13 protein-coding genes are annotated in these 21,188 nt (G+C 56.2%); 11 read left to right on the top strand and 2 right to left on the bottom strand.

From position 1 onward, the window contains the following. Window positions 1–654: 654 nt before the first annotated feature. From ACFE7X_RS06730 to ACFE7X_RS06760, 7 genes are all read left to right on the top strand, one after another. Complete coding sequence (locus ACFE7X_RS06730; protein WP_375434903.1) at window positions 655–1,983, top strand: glycoside hydrolase family 28 protein; 1,329 nt, start codon at window positions 655–657, stop codon at window positions 1,981–1,983. Between the two features lie 1,283 nt (window positions 1,984–3,266). Further along, a complete protein-coding gene (locus ACFE7X_RS06735) occupies window positions 3,267–3,830 on the top strand; it encodes a Crp/Fnr family transcriptional regulator (protein WP_375434904.1) in 564 nt (187 codons plus the stop codon). 76 nt (window positions 3,831–3,906) lie between these two features. Continuing rightward, the gene (locus ACFE7X_RS06740; RefSeq protein ID WP_375434905.1) at window positions 3,907–4,311 is read left to right on the top strand and encodes a DoxX family protein; all 405 of its coding nucleotides are present in this window, start codon (window positions 3,907–3,909) and stop codon (window positions 4,309–4,311) included. A 77-nt stretch (window positions 4,312–4,388) separates the two neighbouring features. Beyond that, the gene (locus ACFE7X_RS06745; protein ID WP_375434906.1) at window positions 4,389–4,967 is read left to right on the top strand and encodes a YdeI family protein; all 579 of its coding nucleotides are present in this window, start codon (window positions 4,389–4,391) and stop codon (window positions 4,965–4,967) included. A gap of 451 nt (window positions 4,968–5,418) precedes the next feature. Continuing rightward, entirely contained in the window at window positions 5,419–6,237 is an 819-nt protein-coding gene (locus ACFE7X_RS06750; protein WP_375434907.1) for a Kelch repeat-containing protein, read from the top strand. Next, on the top strand, window positions 6,230–7,555 hold the full coding sequence (locus ACFE7X_RS06755) for a DUF4270 family protein (RefSeq protein ID WP_375434908.1): 1,326 nt from the start codon (window positions 6,230–6,232) through the stop codon (window positions 7,553–7,555). The genes ACFE7X_RS06750 and ACFE7X_RS06755 overlap by 8 nt, the downstream gene beginning before the upstream one ends. Window positions 7,556–7,977: 422 nt before the next feature. After that, window positions 7,978–8,403 carry a hypothetical protein gene (locus tag ACFE7X_RS06760; RefSeq protein WP_375434909.1) on the top strand — a complete coding sequence of 142 codons (426 nt, stop codon included), beginning with the start codon at window positions 7,978–7,980 and terminating at the stop codon, window positions 8,401–8,403. Window positions 8,404–8,949: 546 nt separating this feature from the next. Here ACFE7X_RS06760 and ACFE7X_RS06765 read toward each other — a convergent pair. After that, window positions 8,950–10,353: a DUF3500 domain-containing protein gene (locus ACFE7X_RS06765; protein ID WP_375434910.1), complete on the bottom strand. Its 1,404-nt coding sequence runs from the start codon at window positions 10,351–10,353 to the stop codon at window positions 8,950–8,952. A 536-nt stretch (window positions 10,354–10,889) separates the two neighbouring features. Between ACFE7X_RS06765 and ACFE7X_RS06770 the strand changes: the two genes are divergently transcribed. Further along, window positions 10,890–12,371: a glycoside hydrolase family 30 beta sandwich domain-containing protein gene (locus ACFE7X_RS06770; protein WP_375434911.1), complete on the top strand. Its 1,482-nt coding sequence runs from the start codon at window positions 10,890–10,892 to the stop codon at window positions 12,369–12,371. Between the two features lie 13 nt (window positions 12,372–12,384). Then, window positions 12,385–14,472, top strand: coding sequence for a beta-galactosidase (locus ACFE7X_RS06775; protein WP_375434912.1), 2,088 nt, complete (start codon window positions 12,385–12,387; stop codon window positions 14,470–14,472). A 148-nt stretch (window positions 14,473–14,620) separates the two neighbouring features. Here ACFE7X_RS06775 and ACFE7X_RS06780 read toward each other — a convergent pair whose 3' ends face one another. After that, window positions 14,621–15,214: a glutathione peroxidase gene (locus ACFE7X_RS06780; RefSeq protein WP_375434913.1), complete on the bottom strand. Its 594-nt coding sequence runs from the start codon at window positions 15,212–15,214 to the stop codon at window positions 14,621–14,623. A gap of 1,089 nt (window positions 15,215–16,303) precedes the next feature. On the opposite strand from ACFE7X_RS06780, the gene ACFE7X_RS06785 reads away from it, so the two are divergent. Continuing rightward, a complete protein-coding gene (locus ACFE7X_RS06785) occupies window positions 16,304–19,459 on the top strand; it encodes a SusC/RagA family TonB-linked outer membrane protein (protein ID WP_375434914.1) in 3,156 nt (1,051 codons plus the stop codon). Between the two features lie 236 nt (window positions 19,460–19,695). After that, a complete protein-coding gene (locus tag ACFE7X_RS06790; RefSeq protein ID WP_375434915.1) occupies window positions 19,696–21,159 on the top strand; it encodes a RagB/SusD family nutrient uptake outer membrane protein in 1,464 nt (487 codons plus the stop codon). The last annotated feature ends 29 nt before the right edge of the window (window positions 21,160–21,188 follow it).

Raw genomic sequence — 21,188 nt, forward strand, 5'->3', positions numbered from 1 at the left:
GCATACAATCCGCCATCGTAGGAATGATTGATTTCCTCGGTCATTAAACCGTAGAGCAGGGGGCTTACCGCGGGCCCTGGTTTGGTTAAGTCTAATGTTAATACGGGCGTCTGGCCATTTGCGGGAGAAACTACGAAACCTACTAGTCCTAGTAGGCTGATACCCATTGTCAGAACCCTCCTTTTTAGATTAAACTTTTCCATGAAAAGATTTTGTTTAAGGAACAGAGGCTTTAAAGTCGCAAACTAGGAGAGAATAAGCAACAGGAGCTTCGTTGTTTTTCGCGTTGTGTCGTTGCCTGTGTCGTGCCGAAGAACAGCTTCAGCGGAACGGAGGAGTTAGCAGGTCTACTTTTAAGACAGTCTGGCAAGAACAGGCGCACCCGGGCGGGGGCGCGGGGCACATTACCGTACCAGTTAGTCAGGGGGTGGGACATTAGGGATTCGGGAAAAAGCGAAGACTAAATCAGCTTATTTTACTGTTAGCCAAGCGGCGCAGTGCAGGAATCCGTCTGCCGCTCCCGCCGCCACTGCGCCCAGCAAGCCGTTTTAAGTTCTGAACTACGAATGATTAAGTACCGCTAACAGGTAACTACAGAACGGTATGTACGTGGTGGTCCTGCTTCTTTGCGCCATGCATCCTTTCTTCCGCCCTATGAAAATTCTTCTTGCGCTGCTCCCTCTTGGGCTAGCTGCTTTCTCTCTGCCTTTCCCAACTCAAACTCCCCCCCAGAAAGTCGCTCCCAAAGACTACGTTATTACCAACTTCGGGGCGGGCACCGATAGCACCCAACTCAGTACGCAAGCCATTCAGCGCACCATCGACCAAGCCCATGCCGAGGGAGGCGGCACGGTGGTCGTTCCCAAAGGAGTGTTTCTGAGCGGGGCGTTGTTTTTCAAGCCCAACACGCAGCTGCGCTTGCAGGAAGGCGCTAAGCTCAAAGGTTCCGACAACATTGCCAACTACCCGCTGATTCCGTCGCGGATGGAAGGTCAGAATCTGGATTATTACGCGGCGCTCGTTAATGCCTACCAGGTAAACAACTTCCGGGTGACGGGCCCGGGCACCATCGACGGCAACGGGCTGCGGTTCTGGAAAAGCTTCTGGGCGCACCGCGACTCCATGCAGAAAGTCGGCAAATCGTCCACCAATCTGGAAGTTCACCGGCCCCGGCTGCTCTTTATCTGGGGCTGCAACAACGTGACCATCGAGAAAGTGAAGCTGCACAACGCCGGCTTCTGGACCACGCACTTGTACCAGTGCAATAACGTGCTGATCGAGGGCTGCGATATTCGCTCGCCTTTCCGGCCCGTGAAGGCCCCGAGCACCGATGCCGTGGATATCGACGTGTGCAAGAAGGTAACCATTCGCAATTGCTACATCTCCGTCAACGATGATGGCATCGTTATGAAGGGCGGCAAAGGTCCCAATGCCCATAAGCTCCCGGAGAACGGTCCGATAGAAGACGTTTTGGTGGAGAATTGCACCTTCGGCGAAGTACACGCGGCCATAACCTGCGGCAGCGAATGCATCCACGCCAACCGCATCACGGTGCGCAACTGCAAGGTGGACAACGACCGGCCGCTGTTGCTCTTCAAGATGCGGCCTGATACGTACCAGCTTTACGAGAACATTACCATCGAAAATGTGACCGGCCGTTGCGGCACCCTGGTCACGCTCTCGCCCTGGACGCAGTTTTTCAACATGGCAGGCAGCACGGAAAAGCCCTTTGGCACCATCCGCAACATCACCATTTCCGACGTCAAGGTGCAGTGCAAGCAGTTTGCGGTGCTGAATGGCAACCCAACCGATAAGGTGTCGAACATCACCTTCAAAAACGTGGCGGCCACGGCGGAAACGGCGGCCTTTCCCAACAAGTATCCGGACGTGAAATTCAAGAATGTCACTCTCAACGGGGCACCCCTGAAAGTCGCCAAAACGGTGGGGGGAGGCCCGGTGGTGAACCCTTTGAAGCCGGATTAAGGCTCTCAAGCAAAGAGAGTAAATCCACCGGATTAGCGCGTTAGACAGGGACTTGTTGGCTCGGCTGCCGCTGTAGGTATCCGGCTACTTTTCGGGCTTTATACTTCTGGGACAGGCGAGCAGGTGAAGGAGGCTTCCTTTTCCTGCAACGATATGCCCTTGTACCTTTTTCGCCCTAGACGGGGTGGGTGGTGCCTGCTCGATCTTAACGTGCTGGTTGATTGTCTTTTTCGTTTGGTGTTTGCTAACCGGACCTCACAAAACGCCAAACCCATAGAAGGTGCTTCGTTAGGCGCCCTGCCTTGTAAATTATACACTATTAGACAGCATTATACGTAGGGTTTTCTGTATATTCATCTGAAGTGATAGTGCAAAGCTTTAGCTAGGGATGTGATGAAAGCGTTGACGATCAGCTTGTTATTTGTGTGGTTGTTTAGCGTGTTGTACGTGCACTCTGAAGGTCCATTCGTTAGCAATAGCTTGGGAGGACCAGTTGAAATTGCCCAGCAATATGGTGAAGGGTACTTCGATAGGGTTTGGCGCTTCATCCAAGCTAGGTGGTTGAGTATCCTGGTTCTCGGATTCGTGTTGCCCTGTAGCATCGGGCTCTTGGTTTGCGTATTCTTACGGCGGCGGCATCCCGCCTACCAAGCGCCCTTTCTACTGCCATTGCTTTTGCCCGTACCCGTGTGGTGGGCATGGGGCTTTCTGTGCGTGTCTGCTGTTCCTCGCCACTATATCAAGGGGCATTACGCCAACTTAACCTTCCTTATCAGTATTTGCTTAGCCATAATGACGGCAAGATTCGCTTACTATCGCCAGCGCACGATAAAGCAGGTGGCGCAGCAAGTAAAGGCAGACCAGTGAAGATATCGGTTCTATCATCATGCAATAAATTGATAGTTGTCTGATACGAGCTTCAACATTAAGTATTTACAGCAGTGTATAAATCAGGGTGAATACGGAGGAAGGCATAGGGTGACAATTGAGGTGCTTGGGGCAAGCAGGCAAGTAGAACGGAATCAGGCCCTTACTTTTCTTGCCCAATAGTCATCCATTCCCGCTCCAACCCAGCGACGCAGATATGAGTCGGCTTTTCACGCCGAAGCCTTGTGCCTAGCCAGCGAAAGCCGCTCTACGCAAATCACCGCTCGTGTGCTAAACAGCAAGATTAATCAGCTCTGCCAGTAGCAATAAGCGGCGCAAACACCCGCAACCGAAGGTTGCCACCCCACACTATCCCTCTGCCTGTACTTGCCGGTTATTCTGCCAACTTTGCCGCCATGCATCCTGTATTGGCTTACACCGACCGAGTAGTAAAACTCGACTCGCCCGTCCGCGACGAGCTACTGCGCGCCTTCGTGCGCCAGGAAATTCCTAAAGGCTCCTGCCTGCTGCGGGCCGGGCAAACGAGCCAGCACTATCACTTTATCGAGCGCGGGCTGGTTAAGTCGTCGTTCTACAAAGAAGACAAGGAGTTCATTATGACTTTCTTCCGGGAGAACATCTTGTTCACGGAAATCAACAGCTACCTAACCAGCGCCCCCTCCAAGTACCAGTTGCTGGCCCTGGAGCCGACCATAGTCCACAGTATTGGGCGGCCCGACATTGAGCGCCTTTGCCGCCAGCACCACGCAGTCGAAACGCTGTTCAAGCAACTGCTTGCGTTTGCTTCCATCGGCATGATGAAGCGCATCAGCGAGATGCTGGAGGAAAACGCCACGACGCGCTACCACCTGTTTGTGCAGCAGAAAGCCCATCTGGTGCAGCGCATCAGTCTGGGTGATTTGGCGGCTTACCTGGGCATTACGCAGGTGTCGCTGAGCCGCATCCGGGCCGGGCAGTAGCTTTTTATCATTTGTTAAACAACCGGATAGGACTGGCGGCTAGCTTTGATAAAAACTTCAGCAACCCGCTACTCCTATGGAAACTCCACGTCCGCGTCCCGTCTGGTTCTGGGTGGTCACGAGCCTGCTAGCCTTTGGTATGCTGGCCGGCGGCACTGCCCAGTTGCTGCGTGCCCCGTTCAACGTGGAGGGAATGCGGCACCTGGGCTACCCGCTCTATGTGCTGTCGATTGTGGGCGCGTGGAAGCTAGCCGGGGTACTGGTGATTCTATTGCCGGGCTGGCGGCTGGCCAAGGAATGGGCCTACGCGGGCTTCTTTTTCTTGTTGATCAGTGCCACCATCTCGCACTTGGCCAGCGGCGACGGCCTCGGCGGGGCACTGCCCTCGTTCCTCTTTGTCTGCCTGACGGTGGCTTCCTGGCAGTTACGCCCTGCCAGCCGCCGGCTGGTCCCTGCGCTGGCCCTGTCAACCCAGCGGTAAATAGGCCACACGACTTGACCTGTTGTTTTCGGGCTGTTTCAGCACGCGAAAGAAAAGCATCTCAACTGATACCCAGCATGAATCCGAAAGTTGATTTTTATTTTGCTAAAGCTAAAAAGTGGGTGGAAGCATTGGAGCAATTAAGAACGTTCGTGCTCGATTGTGGCCTGAGCGAAGAGCTGAAGTGGGGCGTGCCGTGCTACACGTTTCAACAGCGCAATATTGTGTTGCTGCACGTATTCAAAGACTACTGCGCGATTTTGTTTTTCAAGGGCGCGTTGCTGCGGGATGCTCAGGGCCTTCTGGTCCAACAGACGGCGAATACGCAGGCGGCACGCCAGCTTCGGTTCACCACCGTGGAGGAAGTAGTGGCGCGGGAAGCCGTCATAAAAGCGTACCTACAGGAAGCAACGGAGGTGGAAAAAAAGGGCCTGCAAGTAGCGTTCAAGAACGAGGAGGAATTCCTGATCCCAGCAGAATTTGCAAGTAAAGTGGCGGAAGACTCGGCACTAAAAACCGCTTTTGCCGCGTTGACGCCCGGCCGGAAAAGAGCCTACCTGCTGTATTTCTCGGCGCCCAAGCAGCCCAAAACCCGCGAGTCCAGGATTGAAAAATTCAGGCCGCAAATTCTTAGTGGCCGGGGCTTGAATGAGTAGGCGGCATTTGAGCACTGCCTTTGTGGGTGGAGTAGTCCCCGAAGGTGTTGAAGCGCTTGTCCTGGGCTGCCGCCCCAACTAAATGGCTTCCTTGATTTCCTTGACAGACCAATGGCCAAATCAATAAAACCCGCCGTTGGTCTATTCACTCCGCTGATTGGTAGATGTTGCTTCGAGCGGCGTTGAGGCAAGGGTAGGTTTGAGCAACAAAAAATAGAAGCTAACGGGGCGTAGCTCCGAGGCGCAGTTTTGCTTATCAACCTACTTTTTCTTTATGCATCACCCCCGATTTCTGGTGTGGCTGTGGTTGGCCATGCTGAGTTTAACTGCCTGAGACAAAACCGAGGACGATTCCACGGCCACTATTATCGGCAACTGGACGCAACGCTCCCAGTATGAATGCCTCGCCCGGAGCGCGGCCGTTAGCTTCACCATTGGCGATAAGGCTTATGTGGGCCTGGGTACCAATGGCGTTGATAAGTTCAAGGACTTCTGGCAGTACGACCCCGCCATCAATACGTGGCGACAGGTCGCTGATTTTCCGGGGGTAGGCCGCTACCAGGCAGTGGCTTTCTCGGTGAACGGCAAAGGGTACGTGGGCACCGGCTACAACGGGGTTGACGCGCTGAAAGACTTCTGGGAATACGACCCCGCGACCAATACCTGGATTCGCAAAGCCGACTTTGCCGGCTCGGCCCGCTACGGCGCCGTGGGCTTGGAAATAGCAGGCAAAGGCTACATCGGCACCGGCTACGATGGCAACGCCAAAAAAGACTTCTGGCAGTACGACCCCACCACCGATGTCTGGACCCAGAAGCCCAGCTTCGGCGGCAACAAGCGCCTGGGGGCCGTTGGGTTCACTATTGACGGTACTGGCTATCTGCTCACCGGCTCCGACAACGGGGTAACCCTGACCGATATCTGGGCTTATGATCCTATTACCGAGCAGTGGTCTGAGCGCAATAGCTTAATCAATAATGAAGACGCGGCGTACGATTATAGCGGCGTCGCGCGCGTAAATGGCGTGGCCTTCGTCGTCAACGGCCTGGGCTACGTAGCAGTTGGTTCCAACAGCGGCAACCTAACCACTTGCTGGGCCTACAACCCCACAACCAATAGCTGGCTTCAGAAAACAGTCTGCGAGGGAGTGGCTCGTTCGCAAGCCGTCGGCTTTGGCCTCGGCGAGCAGGGGTATATCGGGTCAGGCACGTCGGGCACCATCCGGTTGGATGATTTTTGGGCGTTAGATCCCACGGCGGAAAATGAGTAACCGGTTTCTAGTTGCCCGCCGCGGGTTTGCTGGCTGGGGTATGGCTTGCCTGCTGGCTGGGGTTCTAACGGCCTGCGAAGACGCCACCGATATCGGGGCGGAGTTGCCGCCCTTTGATACGGCCACCGGCACAATCTACCTCGATACGCTTACGGTCCGCACGTCCACCGTGCTGGTTGATTCGGTGCCGACCTCAACCAGCAACTACTTGTTGCTGGGGCGCTACACCGACGCGCGCCTCGGGACCATGACCGCGCGCAGCTACGCGCGACTGGGCTTGGCGGAAGCCGCGTTTGAGCCGGCCTCAACCGTCGTGTACGACTCGCTGGTCCTGGTGCTAAAGCCCGATACGTACCGGTACGGCGACACCACCCGTACGCAGCAGGTACAGGTGCACCGCTTGCAGACGGCTCTGCGGCCGGGCACTACCTACTACGCCTTCAATTCTCTGAGCTACGATGCTACCCCGTTAGGCACCCGTCGTTTCCGGGCTCGTCCTAACCTCGACACGGTGCGGGTGCGGCTCTCCGATGCATTGGGCCAGGAATTGCTGACGGCGGGTGCAGGTAGGCACCTCACTACCGATGAACAGTTAGCGGCCCGCTTGCCCGGTTTGGTGCTCACGCCCGAGGCCACCGACAACGCGGCAATGCTACGTTTCGATGCAACTAACGCGGCGACGGCCCTGGTGCTTTACTATCACGAACCCAGCGCCCCCAATATGGTCCTGTCCTACGCTTTCTCGGTGGCCAGCGGCGGCCTGCATTTCTATCAACTGCACGCCTCCCGCACGGGTACGGCTCTGAGCAGCCTCGTGGCGACGCGTCAGGCGCTACCGAGTGCCCGCACCGTGGCCGAGGCCTATATCCAGGGTGGGCTGGGGCTGCAACTGAAAGTGGAGATTCCTTATTTGCTTGCTTTAAATGAACTCGGCGGCACCCGGGTCATCAATTCGGCTTCGATAACTCTGGAAGTGGTGAGGGCTGCCGAAAACCAGTTTTTTCCGCCGCCCGCTAGCCTCACGGTGCAAGTGTCGGACAAGGGAAACCGCAGCCATGGAGTACTGTCCGATTTAAGCGGCATCCCGATTACCACCGACTATAGTCGTAGCGCGTCCACCCGCACCAACCTCGACCAAGGAAGCTACGCCTTTGATTTAACGGCCTATTGCACGGCCGTGCTGAAGCACCAAATCACCAACGACGGGTTATTGCTGGCCTCGTCGAACCTGGACCTCCCCGACCAGGTGGTGGTAGGAGGCAGTGGCAATGCCACTCATCCTCTTTCCTTCCGCTTGTATATGACCCGAATATTGTAAGGGCATCTTTCAGTAAAGAAGTGCAGCACTTCTGTCAAGCGGGTGGCGATGATAGCAGCCGGAGCCGCCGCACCTTGTCTATCGACAGCAAGGGCCGCTGTCAGGACCACTCACTCATGAGGGGAGGAGGACAAAACACACAGACGGGCTTTACAAGTGCCCTATTGGGTACTACTTGAAGGTTGATGCTACGCTTTGGCCCGCCGAGCAGGCGCCACTGGGCAGAGGGGCAAAAGCAGACTATCCATCAGCGTGTCAATGGAAGTCAGGCGGCCAGTCGCATCCGGACGAGTAGGCAAGGCAGCACCTTAGCGGAAACGGTAGCTTCCATTGATGGTGCTATGAGAAGCAAATCCCAAAGAAATGCCGAACAAGATGAACTACCCCTACTTCCTTCAACACTCATTCAATTAGGGTTTGTTATGGCTGCTCAACCAGCAATTTCGTCGCTTCTTCTCTTCGAGAACTCACTGGCGCGCATCGTGCAGGAAGCCGACCACCTCATCTGCGTGTACTGGCACGCCGGGCTCCGTGAGGAAGCGGGCGCGCAACTAGTTTTTCAGCAGGTGCGAACTGCCCAGCAACAAACTGGCTGCACTAAGCTGCTCATGAATGAGCAGTTGGCGGGCATTTTTACGGAAGCAGCCAAAGCCTGGCTGGTAGAAAACTGGCTGCCGCACTTAACCCGGTCCGGTGGTTTTCGCCACGTAGCCTGCGTACTGCCAACCGACGTATTTGCCCGCCTCTCGAATGTGCCCGTGCAAGTGCAAGCAAAGAGCTTGCACTTGCCGTTCCAGCCATTTAGTAGTGAGGCGGCAGCGCGTCGCTGGCTACACCAGCAGCCATGAAGCTGCCTCATCTTGGTTGGTGTACCCGAATTACACCCCGCTAGGGCACCCAGAGAGAAATGGCAACAAGGGCAGAAAAGGGGTTGCTACCTCTCTGCAAGGCCGCTACTCAGTTGCGCCATTCCGGCTTTTGGGCAAGGCTGTAACCTAGTGCTTGCTAAACAGCAGCACTAGGTTACAGCCTTGAATATCTAACAACATCTAACGAGGCAAGTAGGCCACCGGTGGTAGCCAAATTGCTTTTCCAGGCCGATTGTCTACAGCACTCAGCTTTGCAATAATTAACTTATTATCCAGGCCTTGGTTGGTGTTTTTTGATACGGAATCCTGCTAGCTCAACCTAAAAGTAAGTGCAACATATCTATTCAGTTGCAGAGCTATTAACCTCTTTTCAAGGATGTGCATCTTACACCAACTCCGAACGCCGGCAAACACACAAGTCGAATTCGTGAGTTCTTTTTCATTTCTGGCGCTCTTCGTTTACCTCACAAGTTTACGTCAAGAGTCACGCTTAGCCCTGCCTGTAGTAGCAGACAGCCTAGCTAGTTATTTCACTAAAAAGCGGTGAGTGACGGGGGCCATGCCTTCCACTTCCAGGCTCAGCACGTAGGTGCCTGCGGCCAACCCGGTAGTCGGTACATCTACCACGCTGCCTGTAAACGAATTGGTTGTTAGGGCCTGCCCCATAGCATTGCGCAACGTGTACGTGGCATTCGTGGCGGCTTTGGTCAACTTGACGTGGAGCGCATTGCCGTCAAGGATAGGATTAGGGTACACTGAGAAGATGGCGGTAGCCGCCGCTTTGGTTGAAGCGACGGTGGTGTAATAATCGCTGCCGTAGTCGCGGGCATGGTCGCGCCAGATGCTGTGGTAGTGGATCTGGGACGGAAACACGACGCCCGTCTGGCACACAAACTCGATCCACACGTCGCGCCCGTCAAGGCGCACATAATCGGCATTGTTGGTCAGCGTGGCGTTACCGGAATATGCGATATAGGTGGTCGCCAACTGGCTCCGATAGGTAGCCAGCAGGGCCGCGGCCGTTACGTCGTCGGCATCCTGCACCCAAGGGGCCATCGCTGCCACCACCAGGTCCTGTTGCGCCGTGGTGAGCGAACTCACCGGCAAGCCGACCTTCGTGGCCGGGAAGTTGCCATTGCCATTGGGGCCCAACAGCACGTCGCTGAAGGTTTGAGTGAGGCGGGCCTGCGCCAGTTGGGCGGTTGTCAGGGATTCCAGCAGAGCCGCCATGGCATTCTTCTCGCTGCTCAGGGGCGCGTACGTGCCGGCAGGAATGGTGCCGGTGCTGCCCACCGTAAACGAGAGCGGTTCCACGCCTTCGAACAGGGGCGTAGCACCGGCTACCGCCCCATTTTTGTAGGTGGTGTTCAGGGCCAAGTGGTGGCCCCCAAACTGAAGCTGCCAGGTGCCCGTAGTGCTGGGAGTACCCAGGAAGGCGAGGAAATACAAACCAGGCGAGTACATGCCCCCCAAGGCATTTTCGGCCTCCCGAATCTGGAGCGCTTCGCTGTAGCCTTCGTTGGTGGTCGAGCCCGTCGCGGCTTGCACCACGGCCAGGGCGGCGGCTAGTTGGGTGGCATTCAGGGTGCTGAGTTGAATACCGTTGCGACAGTTCGCCCCGCACGGCAGATTCGACCAGCGGATGGCCGTGGTCTGACTGCGCGTCAGCACCACCGAGGTCTGCTGCGCCGTCGTGAGCGTGGCCAGGAAGGCGTTGGCGGCGGTCACCACATCGGCCACGGTGGCCGTGGACGTAGTGCCTCGCACGCCAGCAGCTACCGTCTGACTCGCTGCTTGAGGACGGCCGGTAAACGCTACTGAGCGAGCCACGGCGTAGGGGGCCGAAGCAGGGGGAGAGAACAGGTCGAGGGCCTTTTCATAGGCGGAGGCCAGCAGCACCAGTGGCACAACTACTACTAATTTGTTCATGAGGTAATGAGGTAAAGGTGGAGCATAAGGCTGGAAATGGAAAAGGCTGGCTGCCATGTGGCCTCAGCGGAAAAACAGGGTGACCCTTACCCATGCCAAGAAGGAATGCTCGGCGTGAAGCGGGCAGCTAGAAGCAGTAGCAGGGCTCCTTCACTTTGTGGTTGAATAAGTAAGAGAGAATAGGTTTCTTGCAGAAGATCAAGGATTTACTCTTGAGTTCGGAAATCTATAATTTCCTTGCCGGGTAAAACTGCATTGCGCCGGGCAAAGCGTTCAGCCCAATAGACCATGGCGGTATAACACTCGACCAGCAGCGGCTCCTACCCGACGATATAGTTTTCTCTTCCGTACCGCTGTCTAGTACTGGCCCCGCATTGGGCGGCTATTAGCGGTCCTGGGGGTGGGGAAGTGGGTTGCTCCCTTGGTGGCTCCGGTTTGTATGTGTCTTTCGGCGGGTCAGCACTGACACTTTTTCTACCGCAATGCCCCGAGGTAATCCCAGCTACTTGTATCTTCCGCAGTCCCACTTCGCCTCTATGCCCTGTCCTGCCATTCCCGTCCGCCCCCCTGGGGTTTACCGCCCGCGGCTGCACCGTGTCTTGTTAGTTGGATTGGCTATGCTACTCAGCGGCGCAACGGCCTTGGCACAAACCCGAGTGGAGTGGGTGGCCACCACGGCCACGGCTTCCTGGGTTAAGCAGCCCAGGCTTGGTGCAGCCACTGGCCCGGCCGATGCCATAGTCAACCTCGCGCAGCCGTTGCAAACCATTGATGGATTTGGGGCCTGCTTCAACGAACTGGGTTGGACGTCGCTGAGCGGGCTCGCGCCGGTTGACCGGGAGAAAATTATGCGCGAGCTATTTGCCCCTGGGGTCGGAGCCAACTTCACGATTTGCCGGATGCCAGTGGGAGCCAACGACTTCTCGCGCGACTGGTACTCCTATGATGAAACACCCGGCGACTTTGCTCTCAAGGATTTCAGCGTTGCTCAGGACGAGCAGACGCTGATTCCTTTCATTGAAAATGCCCGGCGCTACAATCCTGCCCTCACGCTGTGGGCCTCACCCTGGAGTCCGCCCACTTGGATGAAATTGAATCACCACTACGCCGCGGCCGAGGTGAAGCCCGAATACCGGCAGATGATGCCGACCCTGGCCGACAACGGCCTGAAACCCGAACAGGCGGGCAAGGAAGGGGCTAACCTCTTTATTCAGGAGGATAAGTACTTCGCGGCGTACGCTCTGTATTTCACGAAATTCATTGAAGCGTATCAGCAGCGGGGCATTCCCATTGGCATGGTGATGCCGCAAAACGAGTTCAACTCGGCTCAGGTGTTCCCAAGCTGCCCCTGGACGGCTACGGGACTGGCCCGCTTTGTTGGCTACCTGGGACCGCAGATGCAGCAGCGCAACGTCGAGGTATTTTTTGGAACTATGGAGCGGCCCAACCAGGCCCTGGTTGACACGGTGTTGCGCGATGCGCGCAGTAGCCCCTTTATCAAAGGCGTCGGGTTTCAGTGGGCGGGCAAGGGTGCTATTGCGGGCATTCATCAGCGCTACCCCAACCTGAAACTCTACCAGTCCGAGCAGGAATGTGGCGACGGCAAGAACGACTGGAAATACTGCGAGTACGCCTGGACGCTGATGAAGCACTACCTCAGCAACGGGGCCAACGCCTACCTCTACTGGAATATCTCCCTGCAAAAAGGCGGGGTGAGCCGCTGGGGCTGGAGCCAGAATTCGCTGGTGACGGTAGATCAGGCCGCCAAAACCTACCAGTACAACTACGAATACTACTTGCTCAAGCACGTAAGCCACTACGTGCAGCCCGGCGCCCGGCGCTTGGCCACGAGCGGAGTTTTCACCAACCTACTGGCCTTTGAAAACCCCAATAAGAGCGTGGTGGTCGTGGCTCACAACGATAGCAGCCAAGACCGGACCGTGCGCCTTACCGTAGGCCAGCAAACCGTGGCGCCCGTGCTGAAAGCGCATTCTTTCAATACTTTACTGCTGAAATAATGGCCTGCCGCAAATGAACAAACTACTGCTGTTTTGCCTGTTGCTGAGCTGCTGGCCTGTTGGGCTCGGGGCTCAGGCCCAAGTACTCCCACAGCAGAAGCTGCTCTTCGGGGTGGCCTACTACGACGAGTACATGCCCTACGAACGTCTCGACAAGGACGTGTCCATGATGAAGGCGGCCGGCATCAACGTCGTGCGCATCGCCGAATCCACTTGGAGCACCATGGAGCCGCAAGAGGGAGTGTTCGATTTCTCGCACATCGACCGGGTACTAGATGCCATGCACAAAACGGGTATTCAGGTGATTATCGGCACGCCCACCTACGCGGTGCCGACTTGGCTGGTGCGCAAATACCCGGCGGTGCTGGCAGTTACCCCAGCCGGGCAAAACCAGTATGGCCCGCGCCAAAACATGGACATCAGCAACCCGGATTTCCGCCGCCACGCCGAGCTGGTGATTCGGGCATTACTCAAGCACGTGAAGAATCACCCGGCCATCATCGGTTACCAAGTTGACAACGAAACCAAAGCCTACAACACCACGGGGCCGGGCGTGCAGAAGCTTTTTGTGGCGTACATGCAGAAAAAGTATCCTTCGCTCGAGGTCATTAACAAAGCCTACGGCCTCGATTATTGGAGCAACCGCATCAATACCTGGGAAGATTTCCCTTCCACCACGGGCACAATCAACGCCAGCTTGGGCAGTGAGTTTTCCAAGTTCCAGCGCCAGCTCGTAACAGACTACCTGGCTTGGCAGGCGAGCCTGGTGCGCGAGTACAAGCAGCCCGGACAGTTCGTTACCCAGAACTTCGACTTGGAATGGCGGGGCTACTCCTACGGCATTCAGCCTGAGGTAGACCACTTTGCCGCCGCGAAGGCCCTCGATATTGCCGGCATCGACATCTATCATCCCAGCCAGGATCAGCTTACGGGCACCGAAATTTCCTTTGGGGGTGACGTAACGCGTTCCATGAAAAACGGGCAGAACTACTTGGTTCTGGAAACCGAAGCGCAGGGCTTCCCCCAGTGGGTACCCTATCCGGGACAGTTGCGGTTGCAGGCCTTTAGCCACGTAGCATCGGGCGCTAACCTGCTGGAATACTGGCATTGGCATTCCATTCACAACTCGGCCGAAACCTATTGGAAGGGCCTGCTCAGCCATGACTTCGAGCCCAACCCAACGTACGAGGAAGCCAAAACCATCGGGCAAGATTTTCGGCGGCTGAGTCCGCAGCTTGTGGGCTTGCAGAAAACCAATAAAGTCGCCATTCTCTTCAGCAACGAAGCCCTGACGGCTTTCAAATGGTTTGGATTCGGCTGGGGCACCCAGGGGAATTACAACGACGTGCTGCGGCCTTTCTACGATGCCCTTTACCGCCAGAATGTGGGCTGCGACTTTGTGGACCCTTCCAGCACCAATCTGGAAAGCTATAAACTACTGATAGTGCCGGCCCTCTACGCCGCCCCAACCAGCCTGTTAGAGCGCCTGAACCGGTTTGTGAAAAACGGCGGCCACGTCGTGTACACCTACAAAAGCGGTTTCTCCGACGAAAATGTAAAGGTGCGTTCCACCCGGCAGCCGGGTATCATTACGGAAGCCTGCGGCGTTTCCTACAGCCAGTTTACGCTCCCGGTGAAGGTGTCCCTGAAAGGCGACCCGTACCAGGTGGGGGCGGCCAACAACCAGGTTAGCACCTGGATGGAACTGCTCACGCCAACCACGGCCAAGGTGCTAGCGACCTACGACCATCCTGTGTGGGGTAAGTATGCGGCCATCACCGAGAATACCTACGGCAAAGGGCTGGCGACCTACATAGGCTGCCTCACCAGCAAAGAAGTGGTCGAGAAAATAGTGGTGGAGGCCGTAAAGAAGGCCGGTTTGTGGGGCTCCGACCAACAGCTGCATTTTCCCCTCATTACCAAATCCGGCGTCAACCGGCGGCAAAAGAAAGTGCACTTCTACTTCAACTATTCCGCAGAGTTGATTTCGTTGCAATACCCGCATGGGGTAGGCAAAGAATTGCTTTCTAATGTTCCCGTTACGCCCAACCAGCCATTGCAACTGGCCCCTTGGGGAGTGCAGGTAGTGGAAGAGAAATAGAAGCGCGCCGTAGAATTTAGCGAGAAGTTAATTTCCACAGCGCGCTTTGCAAAGAACAGCTAACGGCCGACAAAAGAGGAGAGTCAAGCCAAACCCGTCGGGTGGGGAAGTTCGCCAAGGTGCTTGGCAAGGCCGTGCCCGTGCGGACTTAGTTGGTCTTCAGGTGCTTGGTTACGGCGTCGCTGAGTGGGGAAACGGCGGGCCCGAAATAGTGGGTTAGGCGGCCATCTTCACTGATAAGGTATTTGGCGAAGTTCCATTCGGGCGCCTGCTGATTCCACCCGTTCAACCGGGCGTCAGTGAGCCAGCGGTACACCGGGTGCTGGTCGCCGTTTTCAACTACCACGCTTTTTTTCATTAGCGGAAAGGACACCCCAAAGTTAACTTGGCAGAACTCCTGGATGGTGTGGTCGTCATCTTGCTCTTGCTCTCTGAAGTCGTTGGCTGGAAAGCCGAGCACAACCAACTGGCCAGCAAACTTCTCCGACAGCTGCTGCAACTCGGCATATTGATTGGTGTAGCCGCAGTTGGACGCGGTGTTGACCAGCAACACCTGCTTGCCTTTCAGCGTCTCGAAGGGCAAGTCCTTGCCCGTGTTGAGTTGGCTTTCAAGCTGATGAAAGGAGAGGGAAGGCGATTTTGCCTGTTTGTTTTCCAGCACCTTGCCTCGGCTGCCCGACTTAGACAAGCGCATGATAAGCGGGTAGAGCAGCTTCAGAAATTTTTGACGGAAGGAAGCCATTAAACTGAGGTTGTAAGGAGTGAGAAGGGAAATACGGGAAAACGGTAGAAGAAAAGCACCTGGTGAATGGACGCAGTACGCAGATCAAGCATTCACCGCTACCCCATAGCGCAGAGTTGAGCATAGAGCCCGCTCGGCCATGCTGCCCATCAAAAAGAACGTGAAGCTAGTGCATCTACGCGCGCCGATAACAACTAAACCAGCCTGGCACTGCGTAGCCTTGGCTACTAGTACAGTAGCTGCGCGGTGGGCTTGCACTATCCTGTTCCTATGAAGAGTCTGCTTGCAACGCCCTTCGTTGGTGGTCAGCGAGCAAACTTAAGCTTCTCAGGGAAGAGAGTTCAGCAGGGTCTCCAGTTGGGACATGAGGATGCAACCCGGCGCCCAGTGCGCTGCCTCGTCTGGCTGCCTAAACGACTGGCGCGGCGGTGACGACTAGCAGCAATTATGAGAGCTAGCAGAACGCTGTAAAGTGGTGATATGCCGGAAACTAACTTGCTTGAGTTGCAGGGATTCGCAGAATAATCACAAAATAAATCGAATTCCGGCCTCTAATAATTCTATAATTGCAAAATTTGCTGCGTAACTCATATTGTGTTGATGAGTTTGTAAAGAATAAATAAAATTTATGAAAAATTTGCAATAGTAACAATTGCTCTTTACCATTGCTGTAGATCATGTTCCTACAGTGTTAAATGTAGGAACTAGTTGATCTTATCTTAGTTACCACTAGGATCCGCGCGTTAAGCAGCTATTGGTCGCTACCGGAGCTGTTGGTGAGGTACTCCCACTACCTCAATTGCTTTTACGCCCTGCCGGGATGATTCCCGGCTGCTCTGCCCTCTTGTTGGATTGAGGTATTCCCACTGCCTCGCTGGTTTAGCGCACAAAAAGTGTGCGAAGAGCCGCTCTACGCCCTAAAAGCAGTTTCGCCCGTTTTGAAGTTGCGGTACATCCGCCCCGGCTTGTTTAAGCCACCCCTTGTAAAATACTATATCCTGACAGCAAAAGCTGTCCTGTATCGCCCTGTGCTCTAGCGCCAGCCCTGGAGTTGCTTGAAAGTGAAGATCTCACCAACATACCCCGAGCATGAAAAAACTTTTACTAGCCTTGCCGACGCTGCTCTCCGCAATGGAAACCAGCGCGCAAAGCCAAAAAATTACTGGCAAAGTCACAGAAGCTAACGGCTCGCCCCTGCCCGGCGTCACGGTGCTTGTCAAGGGCACCACCCGCGGCGGGGCCACGGCCATGGATGGCACCTTCACCTTGGAAGGAGAGCCCAATAGCGTACTGGTATTTTCATTTTTAGGCTATAAATCCCAGGAAGTGTCGCTGGCCGGGCGCTCCAACGTAACCGTGGCCATGGGTGCCGATGCAAAGGCCCTCGACGAAGTGGTGGTAGTGGGCTACGGCACCCAAACCAAGGCGGAATTTACGGGTTCGGCGGCGCGGGTATCGGGTGATGCCGTCAAGGATATGCCTGTGCAAAGCTTCGACCAAGGGCTAGCTGGTAAGGCCACGGGCGTAAGCATTGGGCAACCCAACGGGGTACTCAACAACGCCCCAGTTATTCGGATTAGGGGTATTAACTCGATTTCCCTTAGCTCGTATCCGCTAGTAGTAGTGGACGGAATTCCGATTAATACGGGCAACGCGTCGGGCAGCACCACGGTAGCCAACAACCCGCTTGGCGACATCAACCCGGCCGATATCGAGTCGATTGACGTGCTGAAGGATGCGGCTTCCACGGCTATTTATGGCTCCCGGGCCGCGGCCGGCGTGATTCTGGTTACGACCAAGAGCGGCAAGGCGGGCAAGCCCCGCGTGACGTACGAGGGGTGGGCCGGCCTGACCGAGGCCGTGCGCCTGCCCACCATGCTCGACGCCGAGCAGTTCATGCTCATCAAAAACGAGGCGGTTCTTAACTCCAAAATCCTGACTGGCAACGCCAACAATGCCAGCGTGCCGGCCGCCTCGTTCTTCCCGACCTACAACGACGACGGCTCTTTGGTGAACACGAATTGGTACGACCAAGTGTATCAAACCGGCTTTTCGCAAAACCACAGCCTCAGTGTTTCGGGCGGTTCGGAGAGCACCAAGTACTACTTCTCCACCAATTACAGCGACCAGAAAGGAATACTTAAAACCAATGAATTCACCCGCAAAGGAGTGCGCTTCAATCTGAGCCACAAGCTAACACCGTGGTTGAGCTTGTCGGGTAATGCCAACTACAACAACAGCCTGAACGCTTCGCCCAACACCGGTTCGCTGGAAGGCAATGCGTTTGGCATCGTCGGTTCGGCCCGCTTGGCTTGGCTGTCGGCCCCGAACGTATATGCTATCAACCCCGATGGCAGCTACAACCTAAGCACGGCCAACACGTTGGGCATGGGCAACAACACGGTATCCAGCAATTTCTACAACCCGGTACCGCTGCTCGACCTCAACAAATACACCTCGGAAAACGACCGGATTATCAGCAATTTCTCGGCGGATTTCACGCCGCTCAAAGGGCTGGTCTACCGCCTAAGCTACGGCATCGACCGGCTTAAAATCGAGAATTCCACGTTCCAGAGTGGCGTACACGGGCCCGGCTTTCCGAGCGGTAACGCCACCAATGCCAGCCTGTTGATCGACAACTGGAACCTGACGCACACGCTCACTTACCAGCTGCCGCTGCCCTCCACCAGACACAGCGTGAGCTTGCTGGCCGGCTACGACGTGCAGAAGTTCAACAACTCGTCGTGGGGGGCTACCCGCTCCATTTTATCCGATACTTTTTTCGACGACTTCCAGGGTAGCTACGGCAGCATTGTGCCAGCCAATAACTTCCTGAACGAGCGCGCTTTTGCTTCGGTGTTCTCGCGGGTCACCTACGATTTCGACAAGCGGTATTTCCTGACCGTCAACTTCCGCCGCGACGGTAATTCGGCGCTGGGGGCGGGCAAGAAGTACGGCAATTTCGGGGGCGTATCGGGTGGTTGGTCGCTGGCTGATGAGGCGTTCTACCGGAATTCGTCGCTGGCCGAGGTGCTTACCAACGTAAAGCTGCGGGCCAGTTGGGGCCGGGTCGGCAACGGCAATTTGTCGAACACCTACGGCTCGCTGTCCTTGTACAACTCGGCGCTTTACGGGTCGGTACCTACCTGGGCTTTCAGCCAGGGCGGCAACCCCGACTTGGGCTGGGAAACCAGCAAGCAAACCAACGTGGGCGCCGATTTAGGCTTGTTTAATGACCGCATCCGGCTCGACCTGACCTACTACCGCAACAACGTGGACGGGCTGATTCTGAACGTGCCCCAGTCGCCCTCGAAAGGCATTCCCGGCAACGCCATTCTCATGAACGTGGGCTCGATGTACAATCGGGGCTTTGAGGTGGGCATCAACGCCAACGTGCTTAATGCCGGCAAGTTCACTTGGAGCACCAATCTCAACTACACCACCAATCAAAACAAGGTAACGGCCTTGTTTGGCGAAGGCACCGAGATTGTTGGCACCACCAGCGCCACGGCCGAAACCACCAACATCACCCGCGTGGGTTATTCGGTCGGCAGCCTGTACGGCGCCAAAACCGACGGCGTAAACCCTGCCAATGGCCAACGGATTTTCATTAACGGGGCCGGCGAAAGAGTGCAGTACAGCCACGCCGTGGCATCGGGCCAAAGTCGCTGGACCTACCTGGACGGCACGGCGGCCCCGGCCATCAGCGTGAGCGACTACCAGTTGCTGGGCAACGCGCTGCCTACCTGGTACGGCGGGTTCAACAACACTTTCAAATACGGCAGTTTTGATTTGGGGGTCAACTTCACGTACTCGGGTGGCAACTACGTGATGAACGGCACCAAAGGTACCTGGCGCGACCAGCGGTTCTGGAACAACACCACCGAGGTGCTCGACCGTTGGACCACGGAAGGGCAAGTGACGGATATTCCGCGGGTCGTGTTTGGGGATTTGCTCTCCAATGGTTCGTCGTTTCCGATTTCCGAAAACGTCGAGAAGGCGGACTTCCTGCGCTTGCAGTCGGCGGCGCTGGGCTACACGGTGCCCAAGCAGTTATTCGGCAAATCGGGGGTGAGCTCGGTCCGGGTTTACACGCAGGTGTTCAATGCCTTTATCTTAACCAAGTACACCGGCACCGACCCGGAAATCTCCTCGAACGGCAATACCAACACGACGCCCGGTGTAGACAAAAACTCTATCCCGCAGGGCCGCACGTTCACGCTGGGCGTGAACGTGGGCTTCTAAGCGCCCCAATGGCTTCTTGTCATTCCAGCATTCCGCGCAGCAAGCGGCGAGAGGAATCTGAGTATTCCATCTACTAGTTTTATTCAGATTCCTCCTTCGTCGCGGAATGACAAGGGCTTATTGGGATAACTACTAAGCGAACATTTGGACATAAGCAGCTAGTAGCCAGCTCGCAACTAACTGTTGCCCGGCTTTCATGGCAGGTGGCTGGCTATCAAAACATCAACCCGAAATCGATGAAGACGACAATTCAACCCGCCGCCCGTAAAGCGGGGGCGCTCCGCCTAGCTTCCGTACTCTTGCTCTCGTGCACGTTGTGGGCCACGGCGTGCGATGAAAATGAACTCCTGAACCCGGCCCCGGATACGTCGTTGCCGGATGCCGCGCTCTTCGCCACCCCAACCCGGGTGTTGGGCCAGGTGAACGGCATGTACGCCGGCCTGAAAAACGGCAGCTTTTTCGGCGGGCGCTACCTGATGCTCAGTGACATTCGGGGCGAGGAGTTTATCAACCGCCTCCAAAACGTATTCACGGGCTACGATGCCTGGAACCACACCATCAACTCGGGCTCCAACGACGCCCTCACCACCTGGAGCACGGCCTATGCCGCCATCAATTCGGCTAACCTGCTCATTGATGGCTTGGCGGCGCACCCCGGCGCCGTGGAGGATGCCGTGGCGGCCAACTACACGGCCGAAGCCAAATTTGTGCGGGCCCTGAGCTATTTCAGTTTGATTACTTTCTACGGGCAGCCCTACGTCAAAAACCAGGGTGTCTCGCCCGGCGTACCGCTGCGGCTGCAAGGCCAAACCACTTCCGCCAACAACGACATGGCGCGCAGCACGGTGGCGGAAGTGTACGCTCAGATTCTGAAAGACTTAAACGAGGCCGAAGCCGGCTTGCCGCTCACCTACGCCTCGCCGTTGCTCAACACCACGCGGGCCCACCGCAACACCGCCATTGCGCTCAAAACCCGGGTGTATTTGTCGATGGGGCAGTACGCCAACGTGGTGACGGAAGCGCAGAAGATAGTCTCGGCCACGGCGCCTTTCAGAGCCAGTACCGGCGTGTTGCACCAGATGCAGGCCAGCATCAGCACCGTGTTCAACTCCGATTACACCACCACCGAGAGCGTCTTCTCGATGCCCATGACCGAACTCGACAACGTGAGCGGCCAAAGCTCCTTGGGCTACGAATACACCGTTAACCAGGAGTACAACCTGAACCCGACCGGCATCCTGGGCAACGCCCAGTGGCGCACGACGGACGAGCGCCGGACCATGCTCCGCACCGCGGGCACCACGGTGTATCTAACCAAATACCGCAAGGCCAATCCGTACCTGGACTACGTGCCCGTTATCCGCTACTCGGAGGTGCTGCTGAACTACGCAGAAGCCCTAGCCAAAAGCAGTACGCCGGATTTGGCCTTGTCGGCGCGTATATTAACCGCGGTGCATCAGCGCGCCGACCCTACTTACACTTTCGCAGCTACTGCCACCGCTACGCCGACGGCCCTGGCAAACACGATTCTGGTGGAGCGGCGCATCGAGTTGCTAGGGGAGGGGTTCCGGTCCATCGACTTGCTGCGCAACCTGTTACCCATTCCGGCCAAAGGCTCGGCCCCTTCCATTTCACCCGCACAGCCCGAGTACATTTTCCCGATTCCAAACGCTGAAATTTCTTCCAATAAGCTGCTCTGATACGCTGCCAGCATCCGGTGGAGCAGTAG

The organism is uncultured Hymenobacter sp. (assembly GCF_964242765.1).
Lineage (GTDB): Bacteria > Bacteroidota > Bacteroidia > Cytophagales > Hymenobacteraceae > Hymenobacter.